Below are 22,060 nucleotides of genomic sequence, written 5' to 3' on the forward strand. Positions count from 1 at the left end.
ATGACTGTTACTGTTCGTTTTGCCCCGTCGCCGACGGGTTACATTCACATCGGCAACACGCGCACTGCGCTCTCGAACTGGCTTTATGCCCAAAAGAATGGCGGCAAGTTCGTCCTGCGTTACGATGACACGGATGTTGAACGGTCGCGTGTAGAATATGCTGAGGCGATCGCCGTTGATCTGGACTGGCTTGGCGTCAAGCCGGACCGCGTCGAATATCAGTCGAAACGCTTCGATGTTTATGCTCGCGCCGTGGAAAAGCTGAAGGAAGCAGGGCTGCTTTATGCCTGCTATGAAACGGCTGACGAACTGGAGCGTCGCCGCAAGCTGCGTCTCGCGCGCCGCCTGCCACCGGTTTATGGCCGCGAGGCGCTGAAAATCACCGATGCGGAAAAGGCCGCTTTCGAAGCCGAAGGCCGCAAGCCGCATTGGCGCTTTCTGCTGCCGAATTTCGAAAGCGATCCGTTCACAACGCAGCGCACCGAAGTTCACTGGGATGATCTGGTGCGCGGGGCCCAGGTGGTCGATCTGGCGTCCATGTCGGACCCGGTACTGGTGCGTGAAGACGGCACCTATCTCTATACGCTGCCTTCGGTCGTGGACGACATCGATCTCGACGTCAGCCATATTATCCGTGGTGACGACCATGTGACGAATACCGGCGTGCAGATCGCAATCTTCCGGGCGCTCGGCGCTGAACCGCCGGTCTTCGGACACCATAATCTGCTGACCACCACGACAGGCGAAGGTCTTTCCAAGCGGACGGGCGCGCTTTCGGTCGGGTCACTGCGCGAGAACGGCTATGAGCCGATGGCGGTTGCTTCGCTGGCTATCCTGATCGGCACGTCAGAAAATGTCACCGCTGCACCGACCATGGATGCGCTGGCGGAACGTTTTGATCTGGCCTCCATCTCAAAATCGTCGGCGAAGTTCGATCCAGCGGAACTGGACACGCTTAATCGCGCATTGCTGCACGAAATGTCTTTTGCCGACGCCAAGCCTCGTCTCACAGCGCTTGGTATTGAAGGCGACAAGGCTGAATCATTCTGGCTCGCTGTGCGTGGCAATCTGGATCGCTTCGGCGATGTGCAGCATTGGTGGCAGATCGTGACTGGCGTTTTGCCGGAAGCGCCGGAACTGTCCGATGAGGATCGCGACTTTATTCGTATCGCGTTTAATTCGTTGCCAGCAGCTCCTTGGGACCACCAGACATGGAAAGTCTGGACCGAGGCCATCAAGTCGGAAACGGGACGTAAGGGCAAGGGCCTCTTCATGCCCTTGCGTCTGGCACTGACGGGCCAACCCCACGGACCCGAACTGGCCGACCTTCTAGTGCTGATGGGGCCGGATAAGGTTCAGAGGCGAAAGCCCTGATAGCTTTCGTACCTGCAAACAAAAACAGTCGGCGCAGTTGATACTGTGCCGGCTGTTTCTTTTTGCGGATGGCTTACTTGCGAATCTTTGCCTTGCGGACCGGTGCTTCGCCAGCGCGCTGCAGTGCTTCCACGACCGACAGAGCGGTCATGTTGACGACACCGCGCGACGTGACCGAAGGTGTTAGAATATGTGCCGGGCGGGCGGCACCGAGCAGAATCGGGCCGACATGCAGCGCATCGGTGACGGTCTTCACCACGTTCAGCGTGATATTGGCCGCATCGAGATTCGGGAAAACCAGAAGATTGGCTTCTCCCTTGAGGCGCGAATTCGGGAACACGCGGTCGCGCAGCGCCTGAGACAGCGCCGAGTCGCCATGCATTTCGCCGTCGGATTCGAGATCCGGTGCCTTTTCTGCGAGGATGGCCGCTGCCTGACGCATCTTTTCCGCGCTGGCGCTTTCCTTCGATCCGAAATTCGAATGCGAAACCAGAGCAGCCTTCGGGACAATGCCAAAACGGTCGATTTCCTTGGCGGCGAGAATTGCCATTTCAGCAATTTCATTCGCGTTCGGATCGACATTGACATAGGTGTCGGTCAGGAACAGCGCGCCGCGCTGCGAAATCAGGAGGCTGAGCGCGGAGTAATCGCGGATACCCGGCACAATGCCGATGATCTGGCGCACAACGCGCAGATGGCGCTCGAAACGACCTTCGAGACCGCAGATCATTGCATCCGCTTCGTCGCGCATCACGGCGAGCGCCGCAATGGCGGTCGAATTGGTTCGCACGATGGTGCGGGCCGCTTCCGGCGTGACGCCCTGACGCCCCGTATAGGACAGGTACAGATCGACATAGTCGCGGTAGCGTGGATCGTCTTCAGGGTTGATCAGTTCGAAATCGACGCCCTGACGGATTTTCAGGCCATAACGGCGCAGGCGCGTTTCGACGACCTGCGGACGACCGACAAGGATCGGCGCGGCGATGCGTTCTTCGATCACCACCTGCGCGGCACGTAGCACGCGCTCATCTTCACCATCGGCATAGATAACGCGCTTGGGCTTGTCCTGCGAACGGGCGGCGGCGAAGACCGGCTTCATGATGAGGCCGGAGCGGAACACGAAGCGGTTCAGCCTGTCGAGATAGGCTTCCATGTCCTCGATGGGGCGCGTTGCGACACCGGTTTCCATCGCAGCCTTGGCAACAGCCGGGGCGATGCGCAGGATCAGGCGCTGATCGAAAGGCGAGGGAATGATGTAATCCGGGCCAAAGGTCGGCGTGTCGCCGGAATAGGCCTTGGCGGCGACATCGGAAGGTTCTTCGCGGGCGAGCGAGGCGATGGCGCGCACGGCGGCGAGCTTCATCTCTTCATTGATCGCGGTTGCGCCGACATCGAGAGCGCCACGGAAGATGTATGGGAAGCAAAGAACGTTGTTGACCTGATTCGGATAGTCGGACCGTCCGGTGCAGATCATGGCGTCGGCACGCGCAGCACGCGCTTCTTCCGGCATGATTTCCGGCTTTGGATTGGCGAGAGCCATGATCAGTGGCTTTTCAGCCATCTGGTTCAAAAGCTCCGGCTTCAACACGCCCGCAGCCGAAAGGCCGAGGAACACATCCGCCCCGCCGATGACATCGGCCAGCGTGCGCGCATCGGTCTTCTGGGCATAGATTTCTTTCCAGCGGTCCATGAGCGTGTTGCGGCCTTCATAGACCACACCTTCCAGATCGCAGACCCAGATATTTTCACGCTTGGCGCCGAGATTGACGAGAAGATTGAGGCAGGCGAGAGCCGCGGCACCGGCACCCGAGGTGACGATCTTGGCGTCTGCTATCTGCTTGCCTGCAAGTTCCAGACCGTTCAACACGGCGGCGGCCACGATGATCGCCGTCCCATGCTGGTCGTCATGGAAAACCGGAATATTCATCTTGGCACGAAGCTGTTCTTCAACTTCGAAACATTCCGGTGCCTTGATGTCTTCCAGATTGATGCCGCCGAATGTCGGCTCCAGAGCGGACACCACATCGACAACGCGGTTGATTTCCAGCGCGTCGATTTCGATGTCAAAAACGTCGATATCGGCGAACTTCTTGAACAGTACGGCCTTGCCTTCCATGACCGGCTTCGATGCGAGCGCGCCGATATTGCCAAGACCGAGAACAGCCGTGCCGTTCGAAACCACCGCCACGAGATTGCCTCGCGCTGTATATTCGGCTGCGGTGGCAGGGTCTTCCTGAATGGCGAGGCAGGGCGCTGCCACGCCCGGCGAATAAGCGAGCGCAAGGTCACGCTGGTTTCCAAGCGGCTTGGTTGCCTGGATTTCCAGCTTTCCAGGCTTCGGATATCGATGGAAAAACAGGGCTGCTTCATCGAAATCCGAACGCGTCGGCGTGGAAGGAGTTTTCTTGGTCATAGTCGCATCGCTTTCCATTTTTCCGCACCGCCGGGATGATCAGCGGCGCGTGGAGGGTGCAATCACATGCACACCGAGCCTTTAAACACGTGGGTCGGGCACTTTGGGTTTTAGCTCAAACTCTGACGTCCCATTAGGCCCGTTTTGGAGAATGAGTTTATCTGTAATGTAATGGCCGTGTCAGAAGGCGCTCTGATAAGCGCCGCCGTCAATAACGAGATTCTGGCCCGTTATATAGCCTGCATGCTGCGAGCAGAGGAAGGCGCAAGCCTTTCCAAACTCTTCTGGCTGGCCAATGCGTCCCGCAGGGATGCGGGCTGCGCGCTTGGCAGCTTCTGCTTCTGCGGTGGTGCCGGTCTTCTGCGCGGAGAAGGCAAAGCCTTTGCGCAGGCGGTCCGTGTCGAATGCACCGGGCAGGATATTGTTGATGGTGACATTGGCCCCGGCAACGGTACGGGCAACGCCGGCCAGAAAGGCCGTCAGTCCCGCGCGGGCGCCGGATGAAAGATCAAGTCCCGGAATAGGCGCATAGACTGAGGTCGAGGTGATGTTGACGATGCGGCCAAAGCCGCGCTCAACCATTCCGTCGATGACCGCCTTGATCAGTTCGATCGGGGTGACCATGTTCTGCGTCACGCCTTCAAGAAGGGCTTCGCGGTCGAGCAGGCGGAAGTCGCGGAAGGGTGGTCCGCCATTATTGTTGACCAGAATATCCGGGTTGGGGCAGGCGGCGAGCAACGCCTTCTGACCTTCTGGCGTCGAAACATCGGCGGCGACAGCGACCACATTGACACTATAAGCCGAGCGAATGGCGTCAGCTGTCTCAAGAAGAGTTTCTTCACTGCGTCCGTTCAGCACGATATCGCATCCTGCCTCGGCCAGTGCTTCGGCGCAGGCGCGACCCAGACCTTTGCTGGAAGCGCATACGATTGCCTTGCGACCTTTCAAGCCCAAATCCACGGCTCGATCCTCTTTGCTTTTTAAAGGTCATGGAGACATGCCACCAAGCGCCAAGTGCAATCAACCGGATTCTGGTTGACGCGCTGATGTGTCCACTTTTCTCGACGCTCATTTGACCATTTTTTGGTGTTTTTCACGCACACTATTCGGTGATCGTGTTTTGCATGGGGCTGTCTGTTCGTCGGCCACTGTCATCTGCGCATTACAGTCCCGTCATAACTCTGTGACATGAATCAGGTTCTCTGCACGTAGTTTCAGGTTGCCATTGAGAGGGACAACCAAATGAGCACCGATGCAGCGCAGGCCAAGAAACTCCGGACGATTTTCATCTCGGATGTGCATTTGGGATCAAAGGCCGCGCAGGCCGACCTGCTTCTTGATTTCCTGCGCTACCATGATGCGGAAACGATTTTTCTGGTCGGCGATATCGTCGATGGCTGGCGATTACGGCGCAACTGGCACTGGCCGCAGGAACATAACGACGTTGTCCAGAAGCTTCTCCGCAAAAGCCGCAAGGGCGCCAACATCATCTACATTGCAGGCAATCACGACGAGTTCCTGCGTAATTTTCAGGGAACGCATTTCGGCGGCATCGAAGTGATAAACCGCGCCATTCACGAGACGGCGGATGGCCGCAAGTTTCTGGTGATCCATGGCGATCAGTTCGACGTGGTGGTGCGCAATGCCCGTTTCATCGCTTATCTCGGTGACTGGGCCTATGACACGGCGATCTGGATCAACACGGCGATGAACCGTTTGCGCTCGCTCTTCGGGTTGCGCTACTGGTCGTTTTCGGCCTGGGCGAAATTCCGCGTGAAAAAGGCGGTCAATTTCATCGGCGAGTTCGAAACGGTGGTGTCCGAAGAGGCGCAGCGCATCGGTGTCGATGGCGTCATTTGCGGTCATATTCACCACGCCACCATCGAAAAGATGAACGATGTTGAATATATCAACACCGGCGACTGGGTGGAAAGCTGCACAGCGGTGCTGGAGCATTTCGACGGACGTATGGAACTGGTCAGTTGGACGGAAATGCGCGACGAAAAATCGTCCGGCGGCAGGGCCATCGCTCACGATAATTGGGCCGACGACAACAGGATAGTCCGTCTGCCACGTCCTGCCCGTAGCGCGGCGAAAATTGCCGGATGAACAAGCTCGTCATCGTCACCGACGCCTGGCATCCGCAAGTCAACGGCGTTGTTCGGACACTGACCAAATGTCAGGATATGATGCGCGCGCGCGGTTACGAGGTGATTGTGGTTTCGCCACTCGACTATAAGTCGGTTCCGTGCCCGACCTATCCGGAAGTCAGACTGGCGCTGACCACGCCCGGCGCATTTCGGCGGCGGTTGGTGCAAATGCAGCCTGACTATATCCACATCGCCACCGAAGGTCCGCTCGGCTACATGGCGCGACAGGCATGTCTGAAAAAGGGCTGGAGTTTCACCACCAGTTTTCACACGCGCTTTCCTGAATATGTTGCGGAACGCTTTCCGGTTCCCTTGAGCTGGAGCTATGGCTTTCTGCGGCGGTTTCACAATGCCGCATCGCATACGCTGGTTCCCACCCAATCCATTCTGGATGATCTGAAAGAGCGCGGTTTTACCGGCCTCAATCTGTGGACACGCGGCGTGGATCGCGGTGTATTCCATGCCCGCGCCAATGTGAGCCGCGGTCTGCCGGAACCTGTTTTCATCTGTGTTGGACGCGTGGCGACGGAAAAGAACCTACCCGCCTTTCTCAGTCTCGATCTACCCGGCACCAAGCTGATTGTCGGTGACGGCCCGGCACTCGATGATCTGAAATCGCGCTTTCCCGATGCGGTATTTGTCGGCAAGCGGGAAGGCGAGGCGCTGGCCGAAACCTATTCGTCGGCGGACGTGTTTGTTTTCCCGAGCCGGACAGACACGTTTGGCCTCGTGCTGCTGGAAGCAATTTCATCCGGTCTGCCTGTTGCGGCTTTTCCCGTACCGGGATCGAAAGACGTCATCGGCGCGACGGGCGCGGGTGTTCTTTCGGAAGACTTGCGCGCGGCCTGTCTGGCCGCGCTGGAGCTTGAGCCTTTCGAACCGGAACAGGTTCTAAAACCCTTCACCTGGGATGCCTGCGCAGACATCTTTGAAGAGGCTTTGACTTCCATAGGGGGCGGACAGCCCCCCGTTCGGGACTATCAGGCAGTTCAGCCCCAGACAGTCGCTTCCGGCGGATAAATAAGCGCGCCATCATAACGAAGGCCGGGTTCGCGGTCCTGTGCAAGGAGCAGTGGTCCGTCGAGATCGACAACCGTTGCCTTCTGGGCGAGCAGAACTGCGGGCGCCATGCCGAGCGATGTGCCCACCATGCAGCCGACCATGATCTTCAGGCCGAGCCCAATGGCCTTTTCGCGCATCACTAGCCCTTCAGTCAGCCCGCCCGCCTTGTCGAGCTTGATATTCACGGCATCATAGCGCTTGGCTAATTCTTCCAGACCCTCTGACGTGTGAACGCTTTCATCGGCGCAAATCATGACCGGGCGTTCGATCTGGCTCAGGATCGCATCTTTGCCTGCGGGCAGGGGTTGCTCGATGAGGATCACGCCCGCATCGGCAGCGGCGCGCATATTTTCGGCAATATTCGCATCGGTCCAGCCTTCGTTTGCATCGATGATGATGCGACTGTTCGGCGCTGCCGCGGCAACGGCGCGAATGCGTTCAATGTCGTTGTCGCCGCCCATCTTCACCTTGATCAGCGGATAATGCGCGACTTTAGCGGTCGATTCCGCCATTTCTTCCGGCGTGCCCAGCGAAACGGTAATCGCGGTCTCCAGCGGCTTGAACGCACCGCCCAGCATATCGGCAACACGTTTGCCGGTGGTCTTGGCTTCCAGATCCCACAGGGCGCAATCGACCGCATTACGGGCGGCACCGGCTGGCATCAGCGTCTGGATATCCTGACGTGTTGCACCATCTTCGATCTGTGCCCGGACGGCTTCGATTGCTGCCGTGACGCTTTCGATGCTTTCGCCATAGCGTGCATAGGGAACGCATTCGCCGCGCCCCTGATGTTCACCGTTGCCGATTGCACACACAACAACCGCTGCTTCGGTCTTCGACCCGCGCGAAATTGTGAATTTTCCGGCGATAGGGTAGCGTTCAACGAGGATGTTCAAGGTATTCTGCATGGAGAGCCTTCCGAATCTCAATCCCGAAAAGTTGATGGGCTTTTGGGATGAGATAGTGCGTGAGAGAGCGAAATTGGGGTATTCGTCTGATTCAACGGGCGGATGCTCCAATACGCTGTATTTCGGTCGTGTTACGACTCGTATATGAGGTTTGCCATGTTGACCGACACTGCTGACAAAGCAAGAGCCGCTGCGAATGTCGCGCCAAAGATCGATGTGGCCGATCAGGATGGCGTGCGTGTGGTCCGCCTGAGCGGACGCTGGGTTTCGCAGAGTGTTCATCTCGTCGATGACAAAATGCGCAGTCTCGAAAAAGTTGCGGGCGGCCAATCCACGCATATCGATGCTTCCGGCATTTCCGGCCTCGATACGGCAGGCGCGTGGCTTGTCGAGCGGCTGAGGCAGCGTCTCATCACCCAGAAGGCGGATGTTCAGCTTGAAGGTATCCGCGAAGCCTGGGCACCGCTGATGGACGAAGTCGGCGGTGCCGTCGAACGCGCGCTCGACGTTCCGCGCGCCAAAAAGCCGTTCTTCGTTATCGCGTTTCTGGCAGCCCTTGGTGGCGGTGTCGTCTCGATTTACAACGACTTCAAGATGTCGATGCATATTCTGGGCGCCACCATTCGCGGCGCGCAGCTGAAATATGGTCGTGGGAGCGGAATTCCGATTGCCGCCATCGTGACGCAGATGGACCGCATGGGCGTGGGTGCCATTCCCATTATCGTGCTGATGTCGACGATTGTGGGCGCCATTATCGCACAGCAGGGCGCGTTTCAGCTTCGCTATTTTGGCGCTGAAATCTTCGTGGTCGATCTGGTTGGCATTCTGGTTTTGCGTGAACTGGGCGTGCTTTTGACTGCGATCATGATTGCCGGTCGTTCCGGCAGCGCCATCACGGCCGAAATAGGCTCCATGAAAATGCGCGAGGAAACCGACGCGCTGACCGTCATCGGGCTCAATCCCGTTGGAGTTCTGGTGTTTCCGCGCCTTGTTGCGCTCGTCATCGTGCTGCCGCTGCTGACCATTATTTCCAATCTGGCGGCACTGGTAGGGGCAGGTGGTGTCGCATGGTTCTATTCCAATATCTCGCCGGAGGCCTTTATCAGCCGTCTGCATGATGCCGTGGCGCTCAACACTTATTTCGCCGGTTTGATCAAAGCGCCATTCATGGCGATGATTATCGGTATTCTTGCTTCGGTCGAAGGTATGAAGGTCGGCGGAAGTGCAGAATCACTTGGACGCCGGGTCACAGCATCGGTGGTGAAGGCTATTTTTGTGGTTATCGTTGTCGATGGCATGTTTGCGATGTTCTACGCAGCGATCAATTTCTAGAATTTTATATGGCCGTTGTTTTGTTTGGGTTCTTTGAGACACAGTTACACAAAAAACTGATCCTGCATTGGCCTTCCGCTGTTCAGTCGGAAGCGCGGCTCGGTTAAAGAATAGATATGGAGAACGGTATCGACGCAGAGTCGCAACCACAGCAGGACGATGGCCACCACACGGCGATACCGATGATTTCGGTGCGCGACGTGACGGTGTCGTTTGGCCGTGCGCCGGTGCTCGATAAGCTGTCCCTCGATATCTACAAGGGCGAGGTTCTGGGCTTCATCGGTCCGTCCGGATCGGGCAAGTCGGTGCTGATGCGCACCATATTGGGCTTGAACAAGAAGCAGTCCGGCGAAATCGAGATTCTTGGGCGCAATATCGATCACCTCAATGAGCTGGAAAAAATGGCCATCGACATGCGGATGGGCGTTCTTTTCCAGCATGGCGCGCTGTTTTCGGCGCTCAACGTGCTTGAAAATATTCAGGTGCCGATGCGCGAATATCTCGATCTGTCGCCAAAGCTGATGGATGAGCTGGCGCGACTGAAGATCGATCTTGTGGGACTGAAGCCGGATACGGCAGAGAAATTTCCGTCGGAACTTTCCGGCGGCATGATCAAGCGCGCCGCTCTGGCACGTGCGCTGGCGCTCGATCCGGACATCGTCTTTCTTGACGAGCCGACCTCGGGTCTCGACCCTATCGGCGCCGCGGAATTCGATGAATTGATCGCGAATTTGCGCGATACGATGGGCTTGACGGTCTATATGGTCACACACGATCTCGACAGCCTGTTTGCGATCTGCGACCGCATAGCGGTTCTGGGCAACAAGAAAGTGCTCGTCAGCGGCACGATAGAAGACATGCTGCATGTAGACGATCCGTGGGTTAAATCCTATTTTCGGGGCAAGCGTGCGCGCCAGATCGATACTTCGGCGCCATCAAGACGGCGGCCCGGCAGCCGCTTGCAGACGGGATAAGATATGGAAACAAAAGCCAATTACGTTCTGGTCGGGGTTTTCACGCTGCTTGTCAGCCTGCTGGCTTTCGGATTCGTGTACTGGATTGCGCGCTTCGGCGAGGCCCGTGATTCCATTCCCATGGATGTGCGCATTCCCGGCTCCGTGACGGGCCTGACTGTCGGCAGTCAGGTTCTCTTCAATGGTATCAAGGTTGGCGATGTCCGTCGTCTGCGCCTTGATGAGAGCAACCCGGAAATGGTTATCGTGCAGACGCGCGTGAATGGCAGCACGCCGATCACGCGCTCGACGGCTGCAACGCTCGGCTTTCAGGGCCTGACCGGACAGGCCTATATCGAACTGAAGGGCGGCAGCCTGGACGAGCCTAACCTGCTGACCGAAGCGGCGAAGGAGGATACCGTCGCGCGTATCGACGCCGATCCATCTGCGGTCAACAATCTCCTTGCCACCGCGCAGGATATTTTCGGACGGGCCAACACTGTGCTGGGCGAGCTGGAAGGCTTTGTCAAAGAAGCGCGTGGTCCTCTGACCGACACGATCAATAACACCAAGACATTCACCGACGCACTGGCCAAAAACGCCGATGTGCTTGACGAACTGGGTTCCAACACCGGAAACATCAAGCAGATCATCGAGGATGCCAAGGAAACGATGGCGCGGCTCAATGCGGCTTCGGTGCGCGTTGACGGCATTCTGGCCAAGACCGACAAGCTTCTGTCTACGGACGATAAGGACGGTGTGGTGGCGCAGGCCAAGGCGACGCTCGAATCCATTCGCCAGACCTCGGACAATCTCGACAAGCGCCTCGGACCGATTGCAGATAATTTGCAGCGTTTTTCAGGTCAGGGATTGCGCGACGTGCAGTCGGTGGTCGTGGATAGCCGCCGGTCCATACACCGTATTGAGCAGGCCATCACAGATCTAGAACGCAACCCGCAGCGTCTGATTTTCGGCGGGCAAGGCAGTGTACCCCAGTATAACGGAAGGGCGCGTCATTGATTTTCTTAAGCGAAAATTCGACAGGCGAGACGCATGGCTTGAAATCGCGCCGCAAGATTGGTGCCGTGGGCTCGGTTTCGCTCTTGCTGGCGGCGCTTCTCGCGGGCTGTGGGACGACACCTCTCGACACATTCAATCTCGCCACGCCGAAGCCATCTGTTTCGTCGCCGAGCCGCAAGAGCCTGCAGCTGCTGGTTCCGACGCCAACAGCATTGAAGGCGCTGGACAGCGAGAATATCGTCATCAGCTCCGCGCCGGGTTCCATCGAGTATCTGAAGGGCGCACAATGGGGCGACAGGCTGACGAATATCGTCCAGTCTCGCCTCGTCCAGGCCTATGAGAATACCGGCGTGTTTGGCGGTGTTGGGCGTCCGGGTGATGGTCTGGCGATCAATTATCAGATCCTGACTGATCTTCGCATGTTTGGCGTTCAGGTTAGCGGCGGCTCCAGAACGGCTGTTGTGGAACTCGCCATCAAGCTTATGAACGACAAGACCGGTGAAGTGCGCTCCACACGCGTGTTTCGGAATTCCGCACTGGTCAGCGGCACCGGCAATGCGGCTTACGTGAAGGCGCTTGATGCAGCCTTTGATCGTACGGTGAATGAAATCGTCAGCTGGACGGTTTCATCGCTGTAAACCGCGCAAATGCAGAATAGATGATTTGAAATGAAAAAGCGGGGCTTAACCCCGCTTTTCTTTTGTCCGGCTGTAGCAGCCAAAGCACGCCGGATTTCGGTCTTATCAACCCATCGCCGCGTTGCCACGTTTGTTAGTCTCACTTCCTTTCGGTAAACAAAAAACGCGGCCCGAAAGCCGCGTTCTGAATTGCGTGTGGTCTGGTGCCTGATTAGCGCAGGCGACCGCTGGCATGGGCCAGCATGGTGTAAACCTTGCCGGTATCGGACGTCAGATAGGTCTGCGTCACCATATTATCGCGATCGTTACGCGCGACGTCTTCGAGCAGACGCTGGAAGTCGTCCATGTAGCGGTCCACGGCGCGGCGGAATTCGCCATCCGTCTGATACTTGCGCTTGATGTCGTCAAACGTCTGTTGGCCCTTGAGCGTGTAAAGGCGACGGGTAAAGACGTTGCGCTCGCCACGGCGGTAGCGGTCCCAAAGTTCAACCGACGCTTCATGATCGATTGCACGGGCGATATCGACCGAAAGCGAGTTCAACGATTCAACCACATGGCTCGGCGAACGCGGAGCGGCGGTTGGCTGCGCCTTGGGCTGGACGGCTTCTTCTTCTTCACGCGATGCGCGGGCAAGGAGATCGGAAACCCAGCCACGAGGCTTGTCAGTGGTAGCGGCAGGTGCCGATGCAGCCGGAGCTTTTGGCATTTCAACCGGGCGCTGGCGCACGGCAACATCAGCCTGTGGGGCCGGTGCAACTGGCGCCTGAACAGGGGCCGGGCGCTGTGCAGCTGGCGCCGGACGCGAAACCGTACGGTCTGCGCGGCTTTCACCAACATCGACCAGACGGCCAGACTTGTTGACGATTTCAGCCAGTTCCTTAAGCGCGCTGATCTGTTCGCTCACGGCCTTGCGCATGGCAGTCGTCGTTTCCTTCGCTTCGGCAGGCATGTCGAGAACGCCGCGCTTCAGCTCGCCACGGGTCGTATTCAACTCGGTGCGGATTTCGCCAGCGGTGCGGCGGATATCGTCGGTTGCCGCCGAGAACTTCTGCGCTGCCTGCTCGACGATTTCCGAAACGCTTTCGCGCATCTTTTCTGCCGAGGCGCGGGTCTGGCCTTCTGCGCGCTGGAATGCCGAAGCAACCAGAGTTTCGAAGGACTGCATCAGCTTCTCGATGCCTTCCGACTTCTCGACAAGGCCGGAAGCCAGCTTGTCGAGCGCCTGCTGGCGGTCGGACAGCGTGGTGACAAGACCGTTCTGCGCCGAATTGATCATGTCGGAGGCCGAGGAAAGAACCTTTCCATGGTCTTCGAAACGGTCGGCAATGTCGGCAATCTGCGAGAGGGTGCTGTCGGAAAGCGCACGCAGCGTACCGATATTCGTGTCGATCAGGCCGGTCGAGGCCTGGAACATCTGCGCAGCGCGATTGGTGTTTTCAACGAAGCTCGACGTGGTATCGACGAGGCGTCCATCAATATCCGTCAGGTTGCGCGTTGCAGCGTCGATCAGCTTGCCAAGCTCGCCATTCGAAGTGGAGAGGCGGTCGATCAGCTCGCTGACATTGTCGGAGAGACCGGCCTTTGCCTGCTGAACGGCTGCAATGGTTTCTGCCGTGCGGTTTGCCAGTGCGTTGACCAGAGCGGCGTTTTCCGAACGCAGGCGGTCGGTTGCCGCATGGGTTGCTTCTTCAAGCTGCTGTGCCAGACCGCGTCCGCTATCGGCAAGGCGCTGGACCAGCGGCTCAGCCGTATCGTTGAGGATCTTGGTGATTTCCTGCGAGCGGGCCGAGAGAACCGCATTGAGTTCACGGGTGCGCTCTTCAAGGGTAACAGCCGTTGTATCCGTGACCTGCGCGATGCGGGCTTCCACGGAGCCGAGTTCCATCGTGATGCGCGAACCAATGTCGCCCAGACGGGTGGCAATCGCGTCGGCGCGTTCCGCAAGGCGGGCTTCGGTGCCTGCCAGATTGTCGGCAACGCTGACAGAGAAGCTCTCGCTGTGACCAGCAAGGGTTTCGCTCGTCTTCGATGCCGTATCGGCGATGCGGGCCTCGATGGCACTGAGTTCACCGGTGAGGCGGTTTTCGATGGCTTCAAGGCCGCTTGCAATCGCGCCAGCGCGCTCATTGAGGCGGATTTCGGTGCCCGCCAGATTATCGATAACGTTCGCAGCGAAAGCCTCGCTGTGACCGGCAAGGGTCTCGCTTGTCTTGGTTGCGGTGTCAGCGATGCGGGCTTCGATAGAACCGAGCTCGCCGGTGAGGCGGGTTTCGATATCGCCGAGGCGTCCGGCAATCGCATCGGCGCGCTCGCCCAAGCGTGCTTCCGTGCCCGACAGATTGTCGATCAGGCGCGCGCTGAATGCTTCGCCGAAGCCATCCAGAGCCTGACCGGCCTTTGCTGCTTCTGCGGAAAGCGTGCTTGCCGCTTCGCCGATCTTCTCACGCAGCGAGCTTGCAACAACACCGGCGCTTTGTTCCAGTGCGCGGCGAACATTGTCGACGCCGATGGATAGCGCCTTTTCCATGGTCTGCGTGCGTTCTTCGATAATACCAGTCTGGCCAGCAAACGCGTCGTTGATGATAGCGCTGCTATCCGCAATGACGTTTCGCAGGTTGGCGGTGTGCTCTTCAATTGCACCGTTCTGACTGGCGAATGCCTGGCCAATGACGGAACCGCTTTCGGCGATGACACTGCGGAGATTGGCCGTGTGCCCTTCGATAATGCCGGTCTGGCCTTCGAACGCCTGACCGATGGCAGCGGCACTGTCGGCAATTGCGCCGCGCAGATTGGCGGTGCGCTGATCCAGAACATCGCTATGGTCCTGCAGCGACTGGTTGAGCGAAGACGTGCTGTCGCTCAGCGTTGCGCGGATTGCCGCTGCCCGCGTTTCAATCGTCTGCTCATGGCCGTTCAGAATATCGACCAGCGAGTCGTTATGGTTGCTCAGGACAGCACGCAGGCCGCTTGTGCGTTCCTCAACCTGACGAATATGGTCGCCAAGCGTTGCTTCGAAAGCGTCGCGTCCGGCGGCAATGGATTGGCCCAGCGTTGCCGCGCGTTCGTCCAGAATGCGCGCCAGCGAAGCCTGGTTGTCGGCAATCAGGGCCTGAAGCGAATTGACGCGGTCATCGAATGCGCGCGCCATGATTTCGCGATTTTCGTTGAAATTATCGCGCATTGCCGCCGTGCGCTCATCCATCAGCTGAGCAAGCATGGCCTGATTGCCGGTGATGACCGTATGCAGCGCGGAAGCGCGCTCTTCCAACGAGCGGGCGTGATCGGCAAAGCTTGCATCCAGCTGTGCCGAATGGCTCGCCATTGCCTGCTGCAGCGCATTGGTGCGCTCAGCCAGAATGGCCGCATGGTTATCCGCGACGGAGTTGAGCGCCGATGCGCTACCGTCAATCGCATTGCGGATGTCATCGGTGCGGGCTGCCAGCGTATCGGCATGTCCGCGAATGACTGCCGACACGCGGTCAGTTTCGCCTTCGAGCGAAGCAGCCAGCACATCGCGGCTTTCTGCCAGCTTGCCTGCAAAGGCGGCTGCCTTTTCACCGAGAAGATTGCCGACGCTTTCACCGATAGAGGTCAGATCGTCGCTGATCTTCGTCTTGGTTTCGTCGATCATCGAGCTCAGCGAAGCGCGACCGCCGGAGAAGGTCTCGGCAATTTCACGGGTGCGGGCGATGAGGTTCTCGTTGATCTGACGCGAGCGTGTTTCCAGAGCGGCGTTGAGCTTCTCTGTGCTGCTGTCAAGTGCATGAGCGCGTGCCTCAAACTCGGAAAGCAGGGCATGACCGCGTTCGGACAAGGTGCCTTCCAGATTGGCAAGGCGCGTGTCGAATTCGCTGACCATCGATTGCGTCGAGCTGCCAAGCAGATTGGCAATGCCAGCGGCGCGTTCATCGAGAGCCGTCGTGAAGCGTTCGGAGATCGTGCGGGACTGTTCGTCCAGCGTTGCGATACGCGTATCGAGCAGATTGGCAAAAGCCTCGCCCGAGGTCGTGATGCGCGAACCGATGTCACCCGTGCGGGTTTCGATGGCTTCGGCAATGGAGCTGCCGCTCTCATTGATGCTGCCGATTAGACGTTCGCCGGATTCGCTCAACAGCGAGCTGAGCTGCTGGGAAGCAGACAGAACATTATCGCGGATGATGTTGGATGCGCTCGACAGTTCTTCCTTGAGCTGTTCGTGGGCGCCGGAAATCGACGAGCGAACGCGTTCAGCGTGGCTGACGACGGCTTCGCGCTCATTGCCCAGATCGCCGACCAGCGAACGGATGCGAACTTCATTATCGCTATAGGCGCGTTCAAGCTGATTGACTTCGGACTGAACGAGGGTTTCCAGCTCGACGGCGCGGGCGAGCGTGCGCTCGATGCCTTCGTTCATGGCAGCCACTTCGCGACGCACAGCCTGGCTCAGCGTCGAAACACGATCAGCCGATACGGCTTCGGGCTGAAGCAGCTTCATCGCCGCTTCAGACATGCTGCGTGCGGCGTTGTGCATTTCCTGCGCGCGCTTCACAAGCTGCGCAAAGCCCCAGAACATGGCGACGGGCAGGGCAACGCCTGCAACCACACCAATGCCTGCGGGTGAGGTGAAGAAGTTCTTGGTGGCCTCAAGGCTGGAGAACACAGCCGGATCGATGGCCTTGCTGAGTGCGACGCCACCGGCAGCCCACAAAACGCTGATGGCTGTGGTGGTCCAGTAAAGCTTGGATGTGCGCTCGGTCACGCGGCGCGGCGCGGTTGCGATTGCACGATCGTTGCGCGAATCATCGTTGGCGGGTGTGCGTGTGGCAGGCGCTGCAACGCTGACGGTCGCCGCCGGTGCAACAGGGCGCAGGATTGCTTCCGGCGCTTCCGGCACATCTGCTACCTGAGGCGAAGGAGCGGCTTGCGTCGTGTCGGGCTTGATCGGGGTCGGCTTATGCGGCGTATTGGCGACGATCTGCTGCAGGGGCTGCTGTGTGGAAGACACGGCCTTGACCACCGGCGGTACGGGTGGTGCTGCAGGCGTGGCGATAACGGATGCAGAAACGATCGGAGCGACCTTGGTTTCGGCTGCCACGGCTGCGACCTTTTCGGGTTCAGCGGCTTTCGTCTTCTGTTCCGCGACCAGCTCTTCAGCGGCGCGCGAAATCTGCTCTTCCAGATCGTCGACCGAAAAACTCTCGTCGAACGCACTTAAATCCATATCGATATCGAGATCATCGCCGAAGTCGATGTCGAGTGCCTGTTCTAGTGCCTTTTCAACCTCAAGGTCGAGCTTTTGTGCCTTGGATTTGGAAGCCATTGTTCGCCTACCTCGTACTCAATTACCGTGACGGCCGGATCGTCAAAGAGCCGTTACTAAACTTTATCCGCCATTTTGCATCGTATCGGCTCGGTCCTGTTAAGGAAATAGGCGACACCCGCTGATGCCTAAAACTTTAAATACAAGGTTAACAGAAAACGCTTGGGTTCATAAAAATGCGGTGTTTCCGGGCTTTTTGCAATTATCAGCAAGTTGTGGAAATCAGCAGGGGTCGCTTTTTGCAGTTCGAAAGGCGATGCAAATTCGTTAACAAAATTGCTCGTATTTCGAATTCGATATCCGATAGCGCAATCATAAGCTGTATTTGCCGGGTGCAGGATTCGTCCATCCGACATGTCTGCATTCCCATCTTGTCATCATATGCCGCAAACTTGCGCAACGGCAAGGCGGAGTTTTGCAGAAAACCCATTATATCGGCGCTGGCGCACCGCTTATACATTATAAAACACGGCATATTGGCGCAGTTGGGCTTAACGGGGCTCTTGCAGTTGAAACTAAGGCCGGAACGCCGTATCTGCCATTGCGAGATTATGCGTGCAGATCCCAATTTCAGGTGATCCATCGCAAGGGATAAAAGATCGCGTGGCTTCACGCGTTTCAAGGAATGAAAATGACCAAGATCGTATTCGTATCTGCTGACGGCGCGACACGTACCGAAGTTGAGGCCGATAACGGTTCCAGCGTGATGGAAGCGGCCATTCGCAATGGCATTCCGGGCATCGACGCCGAATGCGGTGGCGCATGCGCCTGTGCTACCTGCCACGTCTATGTTGATGAAGAGTGGACGGAAACGGTTGGCGGGCCTGATCCGATGGAAGAAGATATGCTGGATTTCGCCTATGAGGTGCGTCCAACTTCGCGTCTGTCCTGCCAGATCCGCGTGACCGATGAGATCGACGGTCTCGTCGTTCAGGTGCCGGAACGCCAGAACTAAGAAAATGGCGGCGGCTCCGGGGATCGTTATAAAGAATGATATAGCGATCATCGGGGCAGGGCCTGTTGCACTTTTCGCAGTATTCCAGCTCGGCCTGTTCGGGTTCAGATGTCAGCTTATCGACGCGCTGGATCGGCCGGGCGGACAATGTTCCGCCTTCTATCCCGACAAGCCAATCTTCGATATTCCGGGTTTCCCCACGATCATGGGTGACGAGCTGGTATCCCGGCTCCTGGAACAGATTGCGCCCTACGAACCCACATTCCATTACGGTCAGACCGTCACGACGTTGGAACGCGCTGGAGAACGCCTTGTCCTGACGACGGCCAACGATGCTTCATTTGCGGCTGATGCCGTGGTGATCGCTTCTGGTCTCGGTGCTTTCGGACCGGATGGCCAGATCGTGCGGCCCGATCCATTGGCCGAAATCGCTTTGGAAAGGGCTGGCAATGCCATTGCTGTCGCACCTGAAACTTTCGCGACCTCACAGCCCGATATCTATGCGATTGGCGATGCCTGCTATTATCCGGGCAAGCTGAAGCTGATCCTGTCCGGTTTTCATGAAGCCGCCCTCATGACGCAGGCTGTGCGCAAGAGATTGCATAAAGCCGGATCGTAGGAATCAGCGCGGCAGTTGATTCATCTTTTCAAGACGATAGGTCAGCAGCCGCTCGAAGCGCTTTTCAAAATTGATGGTCTCGACGCGGTCGAAGCGTTGCTGCGCTTCGTCATGGGCTTCCATCAGTCGGGCGGTGATCCTGTCGATATCCTTGCGCAAAACGGCGCAGTCCGAGCGAGTGGGGAGGGCGCGGATCTGTCGTTCCATCTCGCTGGCATGGCTGCGCGCGATGACGATATGACTTTCCTCGTGACGGCGAATGTCCTGATAGAGCGTGTCCCAGATCAGAGCCAGTTCCGCTGTCGCCTTGCGGCGCTGCGCCCAGCGCGGCAGCGAGACTTTCGCGTGAACATTGACATAAACGTCCTGCACCTTGCAGGCCTTGCCCGGCGCACGACCATAGCGGACTTTGGCGTCGAATCGGATTTCAGCGGCGCCAGGATGATGCTGCCCTGTTTTCTTCAGAAAGGGGCCGCTGCGGGAGAGCGCCTTGTCGAGTTCGGCAGCTGTCTTGCCATTGACGGTGTAATATTTGAATTCACGGAAGATCGATGCGGCGTCGGCCTGAGATGCAAGGATTGCAAGAGCTGCGCCAAAAGCCAGAATCCGCTTTTTGAAAATCATATTCTGGCACCTTTTTCCTAAACTCGGAATAAACTCATATTTTGCCGTCGCAGCATGGCATGCAAACGTCAAGAGAACTATAACGCTTTGGTTAAATGACATTCGGCCAGCTTGGTTGCATCGCGGGCCTTAATTAGCATCTATACAGGAATATCCGGAAATGGCGAAAATCTGGCAACTGGCTCACGGGCGCAGCCTTGAGTTCGGGGAAAAGTCCGTAATCATGGGCATTCTCAATATTACGCCGGATTCCTTTTCCGATGGTGGGCATCACAATGAATTCGAAACGGCGCTTGCCGCTGCCGGAAAGATGCTCGAGGACGGCGCCACCATCATTGATGTTGGCGGTGAATCGACGAGGCCGGGCGCTGAGAGCGTCGAAGCCGCAACAGAGGTGGCCCGTGTTGTACCGATCATCCGGGCGCTGACGGAACGTTTCGGCTGCATCATTTCCGTCGATACGTATCGGGCTTCAACGGCCCGAGCGGCGGTGGAGGCTGGCGCGCATATCGTCAACGATGTCTGGGGCTTGCAGCGCGAACCGGCTATTGCCGGTGTTGCCCGCGAGACGGGGGCAGGGCTTGTCATCATGCATACGACCCGCGACCGGGAAACCGATCCCGATGTCATTGAGGATCGCGCCGTTTTTCTAAAAAAGTCGCTGGAGATTGCCGCTGCGGCAGGCATTGATCGATCCCGCATCATGCTTGATCCGGGTTTCGGTTTCGGCAAGACCGTGGAGGAGGATGTGGTTTTGATGGCACGGATGGAGGAACTACATCGTTTCGGCTATCCGTGGCTGGTGGGCACATCGCGCAAACGCTTTGTGGGCACGATCACGGGCGAGACCGACCCTTTGAAGCGTGATATAGCTACGTCTGCGACCTCGGTTGCGTTGCGACTGGCAGGAGCCGACATCTTTCGCGTTCACAATGTCGCTTTTAATAGAGACGCACTTGCGATTGCGGATGCTATCCTGCAAGTGAAGCGCAGCGAGAATATGAGAAAGTGAAGCCGTGTACACGATCCGGATTATGAATTGCGCATTCTTTGCGCACCACGGCGTGTTCGATGAAGAACACAAACTCGGTCAGCGTTTTTATGTCGACGCCATTCTGGATGTCGATCCCGGCAATGCGCTGGAAAGCGATGATATTGAAGGGACCGTCCATTATGGAACGGCTTTCACGGTGATCGAGGAAATCATCACCGGTCGCCAGCGCTATCTGATCGAAACGCTGGCGCTTGATGTCGCCAAGGCTCTGAGCAAGCGGTTTCCGCAGATCAAGCGCGCCGAAATCACCATTCGCAAGCCCAATGCGCCAGTGCCGGGTGTTCTGGATCATGTTGAGGTCACGGTGGTTCATCCGCAGTGAGCGCAGTCGCAGGACCCTATCGCGCCTGGCTTGGCCTCGGCGGGAATATTGACGATCCCGTTCTTTCGATGGGCAGCGCACTGCGTATGCTGGATGCGCGCGCGGATACTAGTGTGGTCGCCGTTTCACCCGTTTATCGCACTCCGCCATGGGGCAAGACCGATCAGGCCTGGTTTCACAATGCCTGCGCCGAGCTGCGAACCACGCTCGAACCGCTGGAACTGATCGCGACATGTCTCGACGTGGAGCGCTCGCTGAAACGCGTTCGGCTGGAGCGTTGGGGGCCGCGCATCATCGATATCGACATTCTGGCCATGCAAGATGCTGCCGGGCAGCCTGTTGCGATGGCGCTGCCGGAACTCCAGTTGCCGCATCCGCGCATGCAGGAGCGGGCATTTGTGCTTGTGCCACTCAGCGATATCGCACCATCCTTGAAAGTCGCCGGGCGAACGGTTGCAGAATGGAAAGCGGACGTTCCATCATCCGAAATAGAAAAAGCCCGCACGGATGCGGGCTGGTGGAACCAATAAAACTGTAAAAGTCAATTCTTGGCGATGCTGCCGACGGCGACATTATCAATGCGCTTGAGGCTCATGCCGATAACCGGAACGAGTTCCTTTTCGACACGCACCGACACGGTGACATTCATCGTGTTCTGATCGGAAATGCGGGCCAGCATGGCGCCGTTCAGCTGTTTGCGATTAAGGCCGAACACCATCTTGTTGCCGCTGACAGAACCGGACGTAACGTCGAGGCCTTTGCCTTCCGACCCATCATTGAACTTGCCGGAATAGCCGGAGCCGACGCGGGTGACGGTAGCCTTCATGGGCTGCGAAAAGACACCGACGCGGCAGTTGCCATCCAGCGTCATGCCAACGGCATCATCCGGTGTGGTGCCAGCAAGATTGCAGACGAATTTGGTGCCCTTGTACTTGCCGGCAACGATTTCGCCGGGGCCAGACCACTGGCCTTCTATCGTCTGGAAAAACTGCTTGTCCTTGTCTGCGGCCAGAACCGGCGCAGCGGAAAGCGAGACGGGCAGCAGCGTCAGGCAGGCAGCGATGCAATTCTTCATATTCGGCTCTGTCCCGGAATTTGCGACCTTTACTGGACGCCATTCCTAATCGTTGTTGGTCAGTATGTCACGACCGAATGTCGTGTCATACGCTGCAAAAAGCCGGAATAACCGGCACTATCAGAAACAAACGGACTGGATGGGCACACCGAAACAGGATTGTGCCAAACGACCAGATCACACGATTCTGACGCAGGATTTCTATCTGCTAATAATCGTCGCGAATGGTTAACGCTTGGTTTTCATCGGGCTGGAAGTCAGT

Annotated in this window: 18 protein-coding genes and 1 pseudogene; 12 read left to right on the top strand and 7 right to left on the bottom strand. The window is 57.7% G+C overall.

All coding sequences use genetic code 11. The features are described 5' to 3' along the window. A complete protein-coding gene (gltX, locus tag D8666_RS01965) occupies positions 1 to 1,374 on the top strand; it encodes a glutamate--tRNA ligase (protein WP_121536095.1) in 1,374 nt (457 codons plus the stop codon). 73 nt (positions 1,375 to 1,447) lie between these two features. Here gltX and D8666_RS01970 read toward each other — a convergent pair whose 3' ends face one another. Further along, positions 1,448 to 3,787 (bottom strand): NADP-dependent malic enzyme, encoded by a 2,340-nt coding sequence (locus D8666_RS01970; protein ID WP_109370218.1) that lies wholly within the window; start codon positions 3,785 to 3,787, stop codon positions 1,448 to 1,450. Positions 3,788 to 3,967: 180 nt separating this feature from the next. Beyond that, positions 3,968 to 4,747, bottom strand: coding sequence for an SDR family oxidoreductase (locus D8666_RS01975; protein WP_121536097.1), 780 nt, complete (start codon positions 4,745 to 4,747; stop codon positions 3,968 to 3,970). A 282-nt stretch (positions 4,748 to 5,029) separates the two neighbouring features. Here D8666_RS01975 and D8666_RS01980 point away from each other — a divergent pair, with 282 nt between their 5' ends. Together D8666_RS01980 and D8666_RS01985 are read left to right on the top strand one after the other, a co-directional pair. After that, entirely contained in the window at positions 5,030 to 5,896 is an 867-nt protein-coding gene (locus D8666_RS01980) for a UDP-2,3-diacylglucosamine diphosphatase (protein ID WP_121536099.1), read from the top strand. Next, positions 5,893 to 6,957 (top strand): glycosyltransferase family 4 protein, encoded by a 1,065-nt coding sequence (locus tag D8666_RS01985; RefSeq protein ID WP_121536101.1) that lies wholly within the window; start codon positions 5,893 to 5,895, stop codon positions 6,955 to 6,957. The genes D8666_RS01980 and D8666_RS01985 overlap by 4 nt, the downstream gene beginning before the upstream one ends. Here D8666_RS01985 and dgcA read toward each other — a convergent pair. Then, complete coding sequence (dgcA, locus tag D8666_RS01990; RefSeq protein ID WP_121536103.1) at positions 6,927 to 7,907, bottom strand: N-acetyl-D-Glu racemase DgcA; 981 nt, start codon at positions 7,905 to 7,907, stop codon at positions 6,927 to 6,929. The genes D8666_RS01985 and dgcA overlap by 31 nt on opposite strands. A gap of 156 nt (positions 7,908 to 8,063) precedes the next feature. Between dgcA and D8666_RS01995 the strand changes: the two genes are divergently transcribed. The 4 genes from D8666_RS01995 to D8666_RS02010 all read left to right on the top strand — a co-directional run bounded on the left by D8666_RS01995 (position 8,064) and on the right by D8666_RS02010 (position 11,850). Then, positions 8,064 to 9,239 carry an MlaE family ABC transporter permease gene (locus D8666_RS01995; RefSeq protein WP_121536105.1) on the top strand — a complete coding sequence of 392 codons (1,176 nt, stop codon included), beginning with the start codon at positions 8,064 to 8,066 and terminating at the stop codon, positions 9,237 to 9,239. A gap of 116 nt (positions 9,240 to 9,355) precedes the next feature. Continuing rightward, positions 9,356 to 10,213 carry an ABC transporter ATP-binding protein gene (locus D8666_RS02000; protein ID WP_121536107.1) on the top strand — a complete coding sequence of 286 codons (858 nt, stop codon included), beginning with the start codon at positions 9,356 to 9,358 and terminating at the stop codon, positions 10,211 to 10,213. A 3-nt stretch (positions 10,214 to 10,216) separates the two neighbouring features. Next, positions 10,217 to 11,212, top strand: coding sequence for an MlaD family protein (locus tag D8666_RS02005; protein ID WP_121536109.1), 996 nt, complete (start codon positions 10,217 to 10,219; stop codon positions 11,210 to 11,212). A 38-nt stretch (positions 11,213 to 11,250) separates the two neighbouring features. Continuing rightward, positions 11,251 to 11,850: an ABC-type transport auxiliary lipoprotein family protein gene (locus D8666_RS02010; protein ID WP_121536302.1), complete on the top strand. Its 600-nt coding sequence runs from the start codon at positions 11,251 to 11,253 to the stop codon at positions 11,848 to 11,850. A gap of 211 nt (positions 11,851 to 12,061) precedes the next feature. Here the strand turns inward: D8666_RS02010 and D8666_RS24630 are convergent, their stop codons facing one another. Both D8666_RS24630 and D8666_RS24635 read right to left on the bottom strand, forming a co-directional pair. After that, on the bottom strand, positions 12,062 to 14,605 hold the full coding sequence (locus tag D8666_RS24630; protein ID WP_371830787.1) for a hypothetical protein: 2,544 nt from the start codon (positions 14,603 to 14,605) through the stop codon (positions 12,062 to 12,064). Next, positions 14,579 to 17,172, bottom strand: a pseudogene (locus D8666_RS24635) (apolipoprotein A-IV repeat region-like domain-containing protein); the annotation flags it as partial. The pseudogene D8666_RS24635 and the gene D8666_RS24630, both read right to left, overlap by 27 nt. 608 nt (positions 17,173 to 17,780) lie before the next feature. Between D8666_RS24635 and D8666_RS02025 the strand changes: the two are divergent. Next, positions 17,781 to 18,104, top strand: a complete 324-nt coding sequence (locus D8666_RS02025) for a 2Fe-2S iron-sulfur cluster-binding protein (protein WP_109370221.1) — start codon at positions 17,781 to 17,783, stop codon at positions 18,102 to 18,104. 4 nt (positions 18,105 to 18,108) lie between these two features. After that, complete coding sequence (locus tag D8666_RS02030) at positions 18,109 to 18,723, top strand: NAD(P)/FAD-dependent oxidoreductase (RefSeq protein WP_121536115.1); 615 nt, start codon at positions 18,109 to 18,111, stop codon at positions 18,721 to 18,723. A gap of 3 nt (positions 18,724 to 18,726) precedes the next feature. On the opposite strand, the gene D8666_RS02035 is transcribed toward D8666_RS02030, so the two are convergent. Further along, the gene (locus tag D8666_RS02035; protein ID WP_109368931.1) at positions 18,727 to 19,347 is read right to left on the bottom strand and encodes a DUF922 domain-containing Zn-dependent protease; all 621 of its coding nucleotides are present in this window, start codon (positions 19,345 to 19,347) and stop codon (positions 18,727 to 18,729) included. Positions 19,348 to 19,507: 160 nt separating this feature from the next. On the opposite strand from D8666_RS02035, the gene folP reads away from it, so the two are divergent. The 3 genes from folP (at position 19,508) to folK (ending at position 21,253) form a co-directional block, all read left to right on the top strand. After that, positions 19,508 to 20,359: a dihydropteroate synthase gene (gene folP / locus D8666_RS02040; RefSeq protein ID WP_121536117.1), complete on the top strand. Its 852-nt coding sequence runs from the start codon at positions 19,508 to 19,510 to the stop codon at positions 20,357 to 20,359. A 4-nt stretch (positions 20,360 to 20,363) separates the two neighbouring features. Continuing rightward, positions 20,364 to 20,723, top strand: a complete 360-nt coding sequence (gene folB / locus D8666_RS02045; protein WP_109368933.1) for a dihydroneopterin aldolase — start codon at positions 20,364 to 20,366, stop codon at positions 20,721 to 20,723. Positions 20,724 to 20,791: 68 nt separating this feature from the next. Further along, a complete protein-coding gene (gene folK / locus D8666_RS02050; protein ID WP_235858880.1) occupies positions 20,792 to 21,253 on the top strand; it encodes a 2-amino-4-hydroxy-6-hydroxymethyldihydropteridine diphosphokinase in 462 nt (153 codons plus the stop codon). Positions 21,254 to 21,264: 11 nt separating this feature from the next. Here the strand turns inward: folK and D8666_RS02055 are convergent, their stop codons facing one another. Next, positions 21,265 to 21,798, bottom strand: a complete 534-nt coding sequence (locus D8666_RS02055) for a hypothetical protein (protein ID WP_121536121.1) — start codon at positions 21,796 to 21,798, stop codon at positions 21,265 to 21,267. Between the last annotated feature and the right edge of the window lie 262 nt (positions 21,799 to 22,060).

It is taken from the genome of Ochrobactrum soli (genome assembly GCF_003664555.1).
GTDB classification, from domain to species: Bacteria; Pseudomonadota; Alphaproteobacteria; order Rhizobiales; family Rhizobiaceae; genus Brucella; species Brucella teleogrylli.

What these genes read in the sequence shown, in the direction of transcription:
- gltX (WP_121536095.1), top strand. Translation starts at nt 1, where the DNA reads ATGACTGTTACTGTTCGTTTTGCCCCGTCGCCGACGGGTTACATTCAC.
- D8666_RS01970 (WP_109370218.1), bottom strand. Translation starts at nt 3,787, where the DNA reads ATGACCAAGAAAACTCCTTCCACGCCGACGCGTTCGGATTTCGATGAA.
- D8666_RS01980 (WP_121536099.1), top strand. Translation starts at nt 5,030, where the DNA reads ATGAGCACCGATGCAGCGCAGGCCAAGAAACTCCGGACGATTTTCATC.
- D8666_RS01985 (WP_121536101.1), top strand. Translation starts at nt 5,893, where the DNA reads ATGAACAAGCTCGTCATCGTCACCGACGCCTGGCATCCGCAAGTCAAC.
- dgcA (WP_121536103.1), bottom strand. Translation starts at nt 7,907, where the DNA reads ATGCAGAATACCTTGAACATCCTCGTTGAACGCTACCCTATCGCCGGA.
- D8666_RS01995 (WP_121536105.1), top strand. Translation starts at nt 8,064, where the DNA reads ATGTTGACCGACACTGCTGACAAAGCAAGAGCCGCTGCGAATGTCGCG.
- D8666_RS02000 (WP_121536107.1), top strand. Translation starts at nt 9,356, where the DNA reads ATGGAGAACGGTATCGACGCAGAGTCGCAACCACAGCAGGACGATGGC.
- D8666_RS02005 (WP_121536109.1), top strand. Translation starts at nt 10,217, where the DNA reads ATGGAAACAAAAGCCAATTACGTTCTGGTCGGGGTTTTCACGCTGCTT.
- D8666_RS02025 (WP_109370221.1), top strand. Translation starts at nt 17,781, where the DNA reads ATGACCAAGATCGTATTCGTATCTGCTGACGGCGCGACACGTACCGAA.
- D8666_RS02030 (WP_121536115.1), top strand. Translation starts at nt 18,109, where the DNA reads ATGGCGGCGGCTCCGGGGATCGTTATAAAGAATGATATAGCGATCATC.
- D8666_RS02035 (WP_109368931.1), bottom strand. Translation starts at nt 19,347, where the DNA reads ATGATTTTCAAAAAGCGGATTCTGGCTTTTGGCGCAGCTCTTGCAATC.
- folP (WP_121536117.1), top strand. Translation starts at nt 19,508, where the DNA reads ATGGCGAAAATCTGGCAACTGGCTCACGGGCGCAGCCTTGAGTTCGGG.
- folK (WP_235858880.1), top strand. Translation starts at nt 20,792, where the DNA reads ATGGGCAGCGCACTGCGTATGCTGGATGCGCGCGCGGATACTAGTGTG.
- D8666_RS02055 (WP_121536121.1), bottom strand. Translation starts at nt 21,798, where the DNA reads ATGAAGAATTGCATCGCTGCCTGCCTGACGCTGCTGCCCGTCTCGCTT.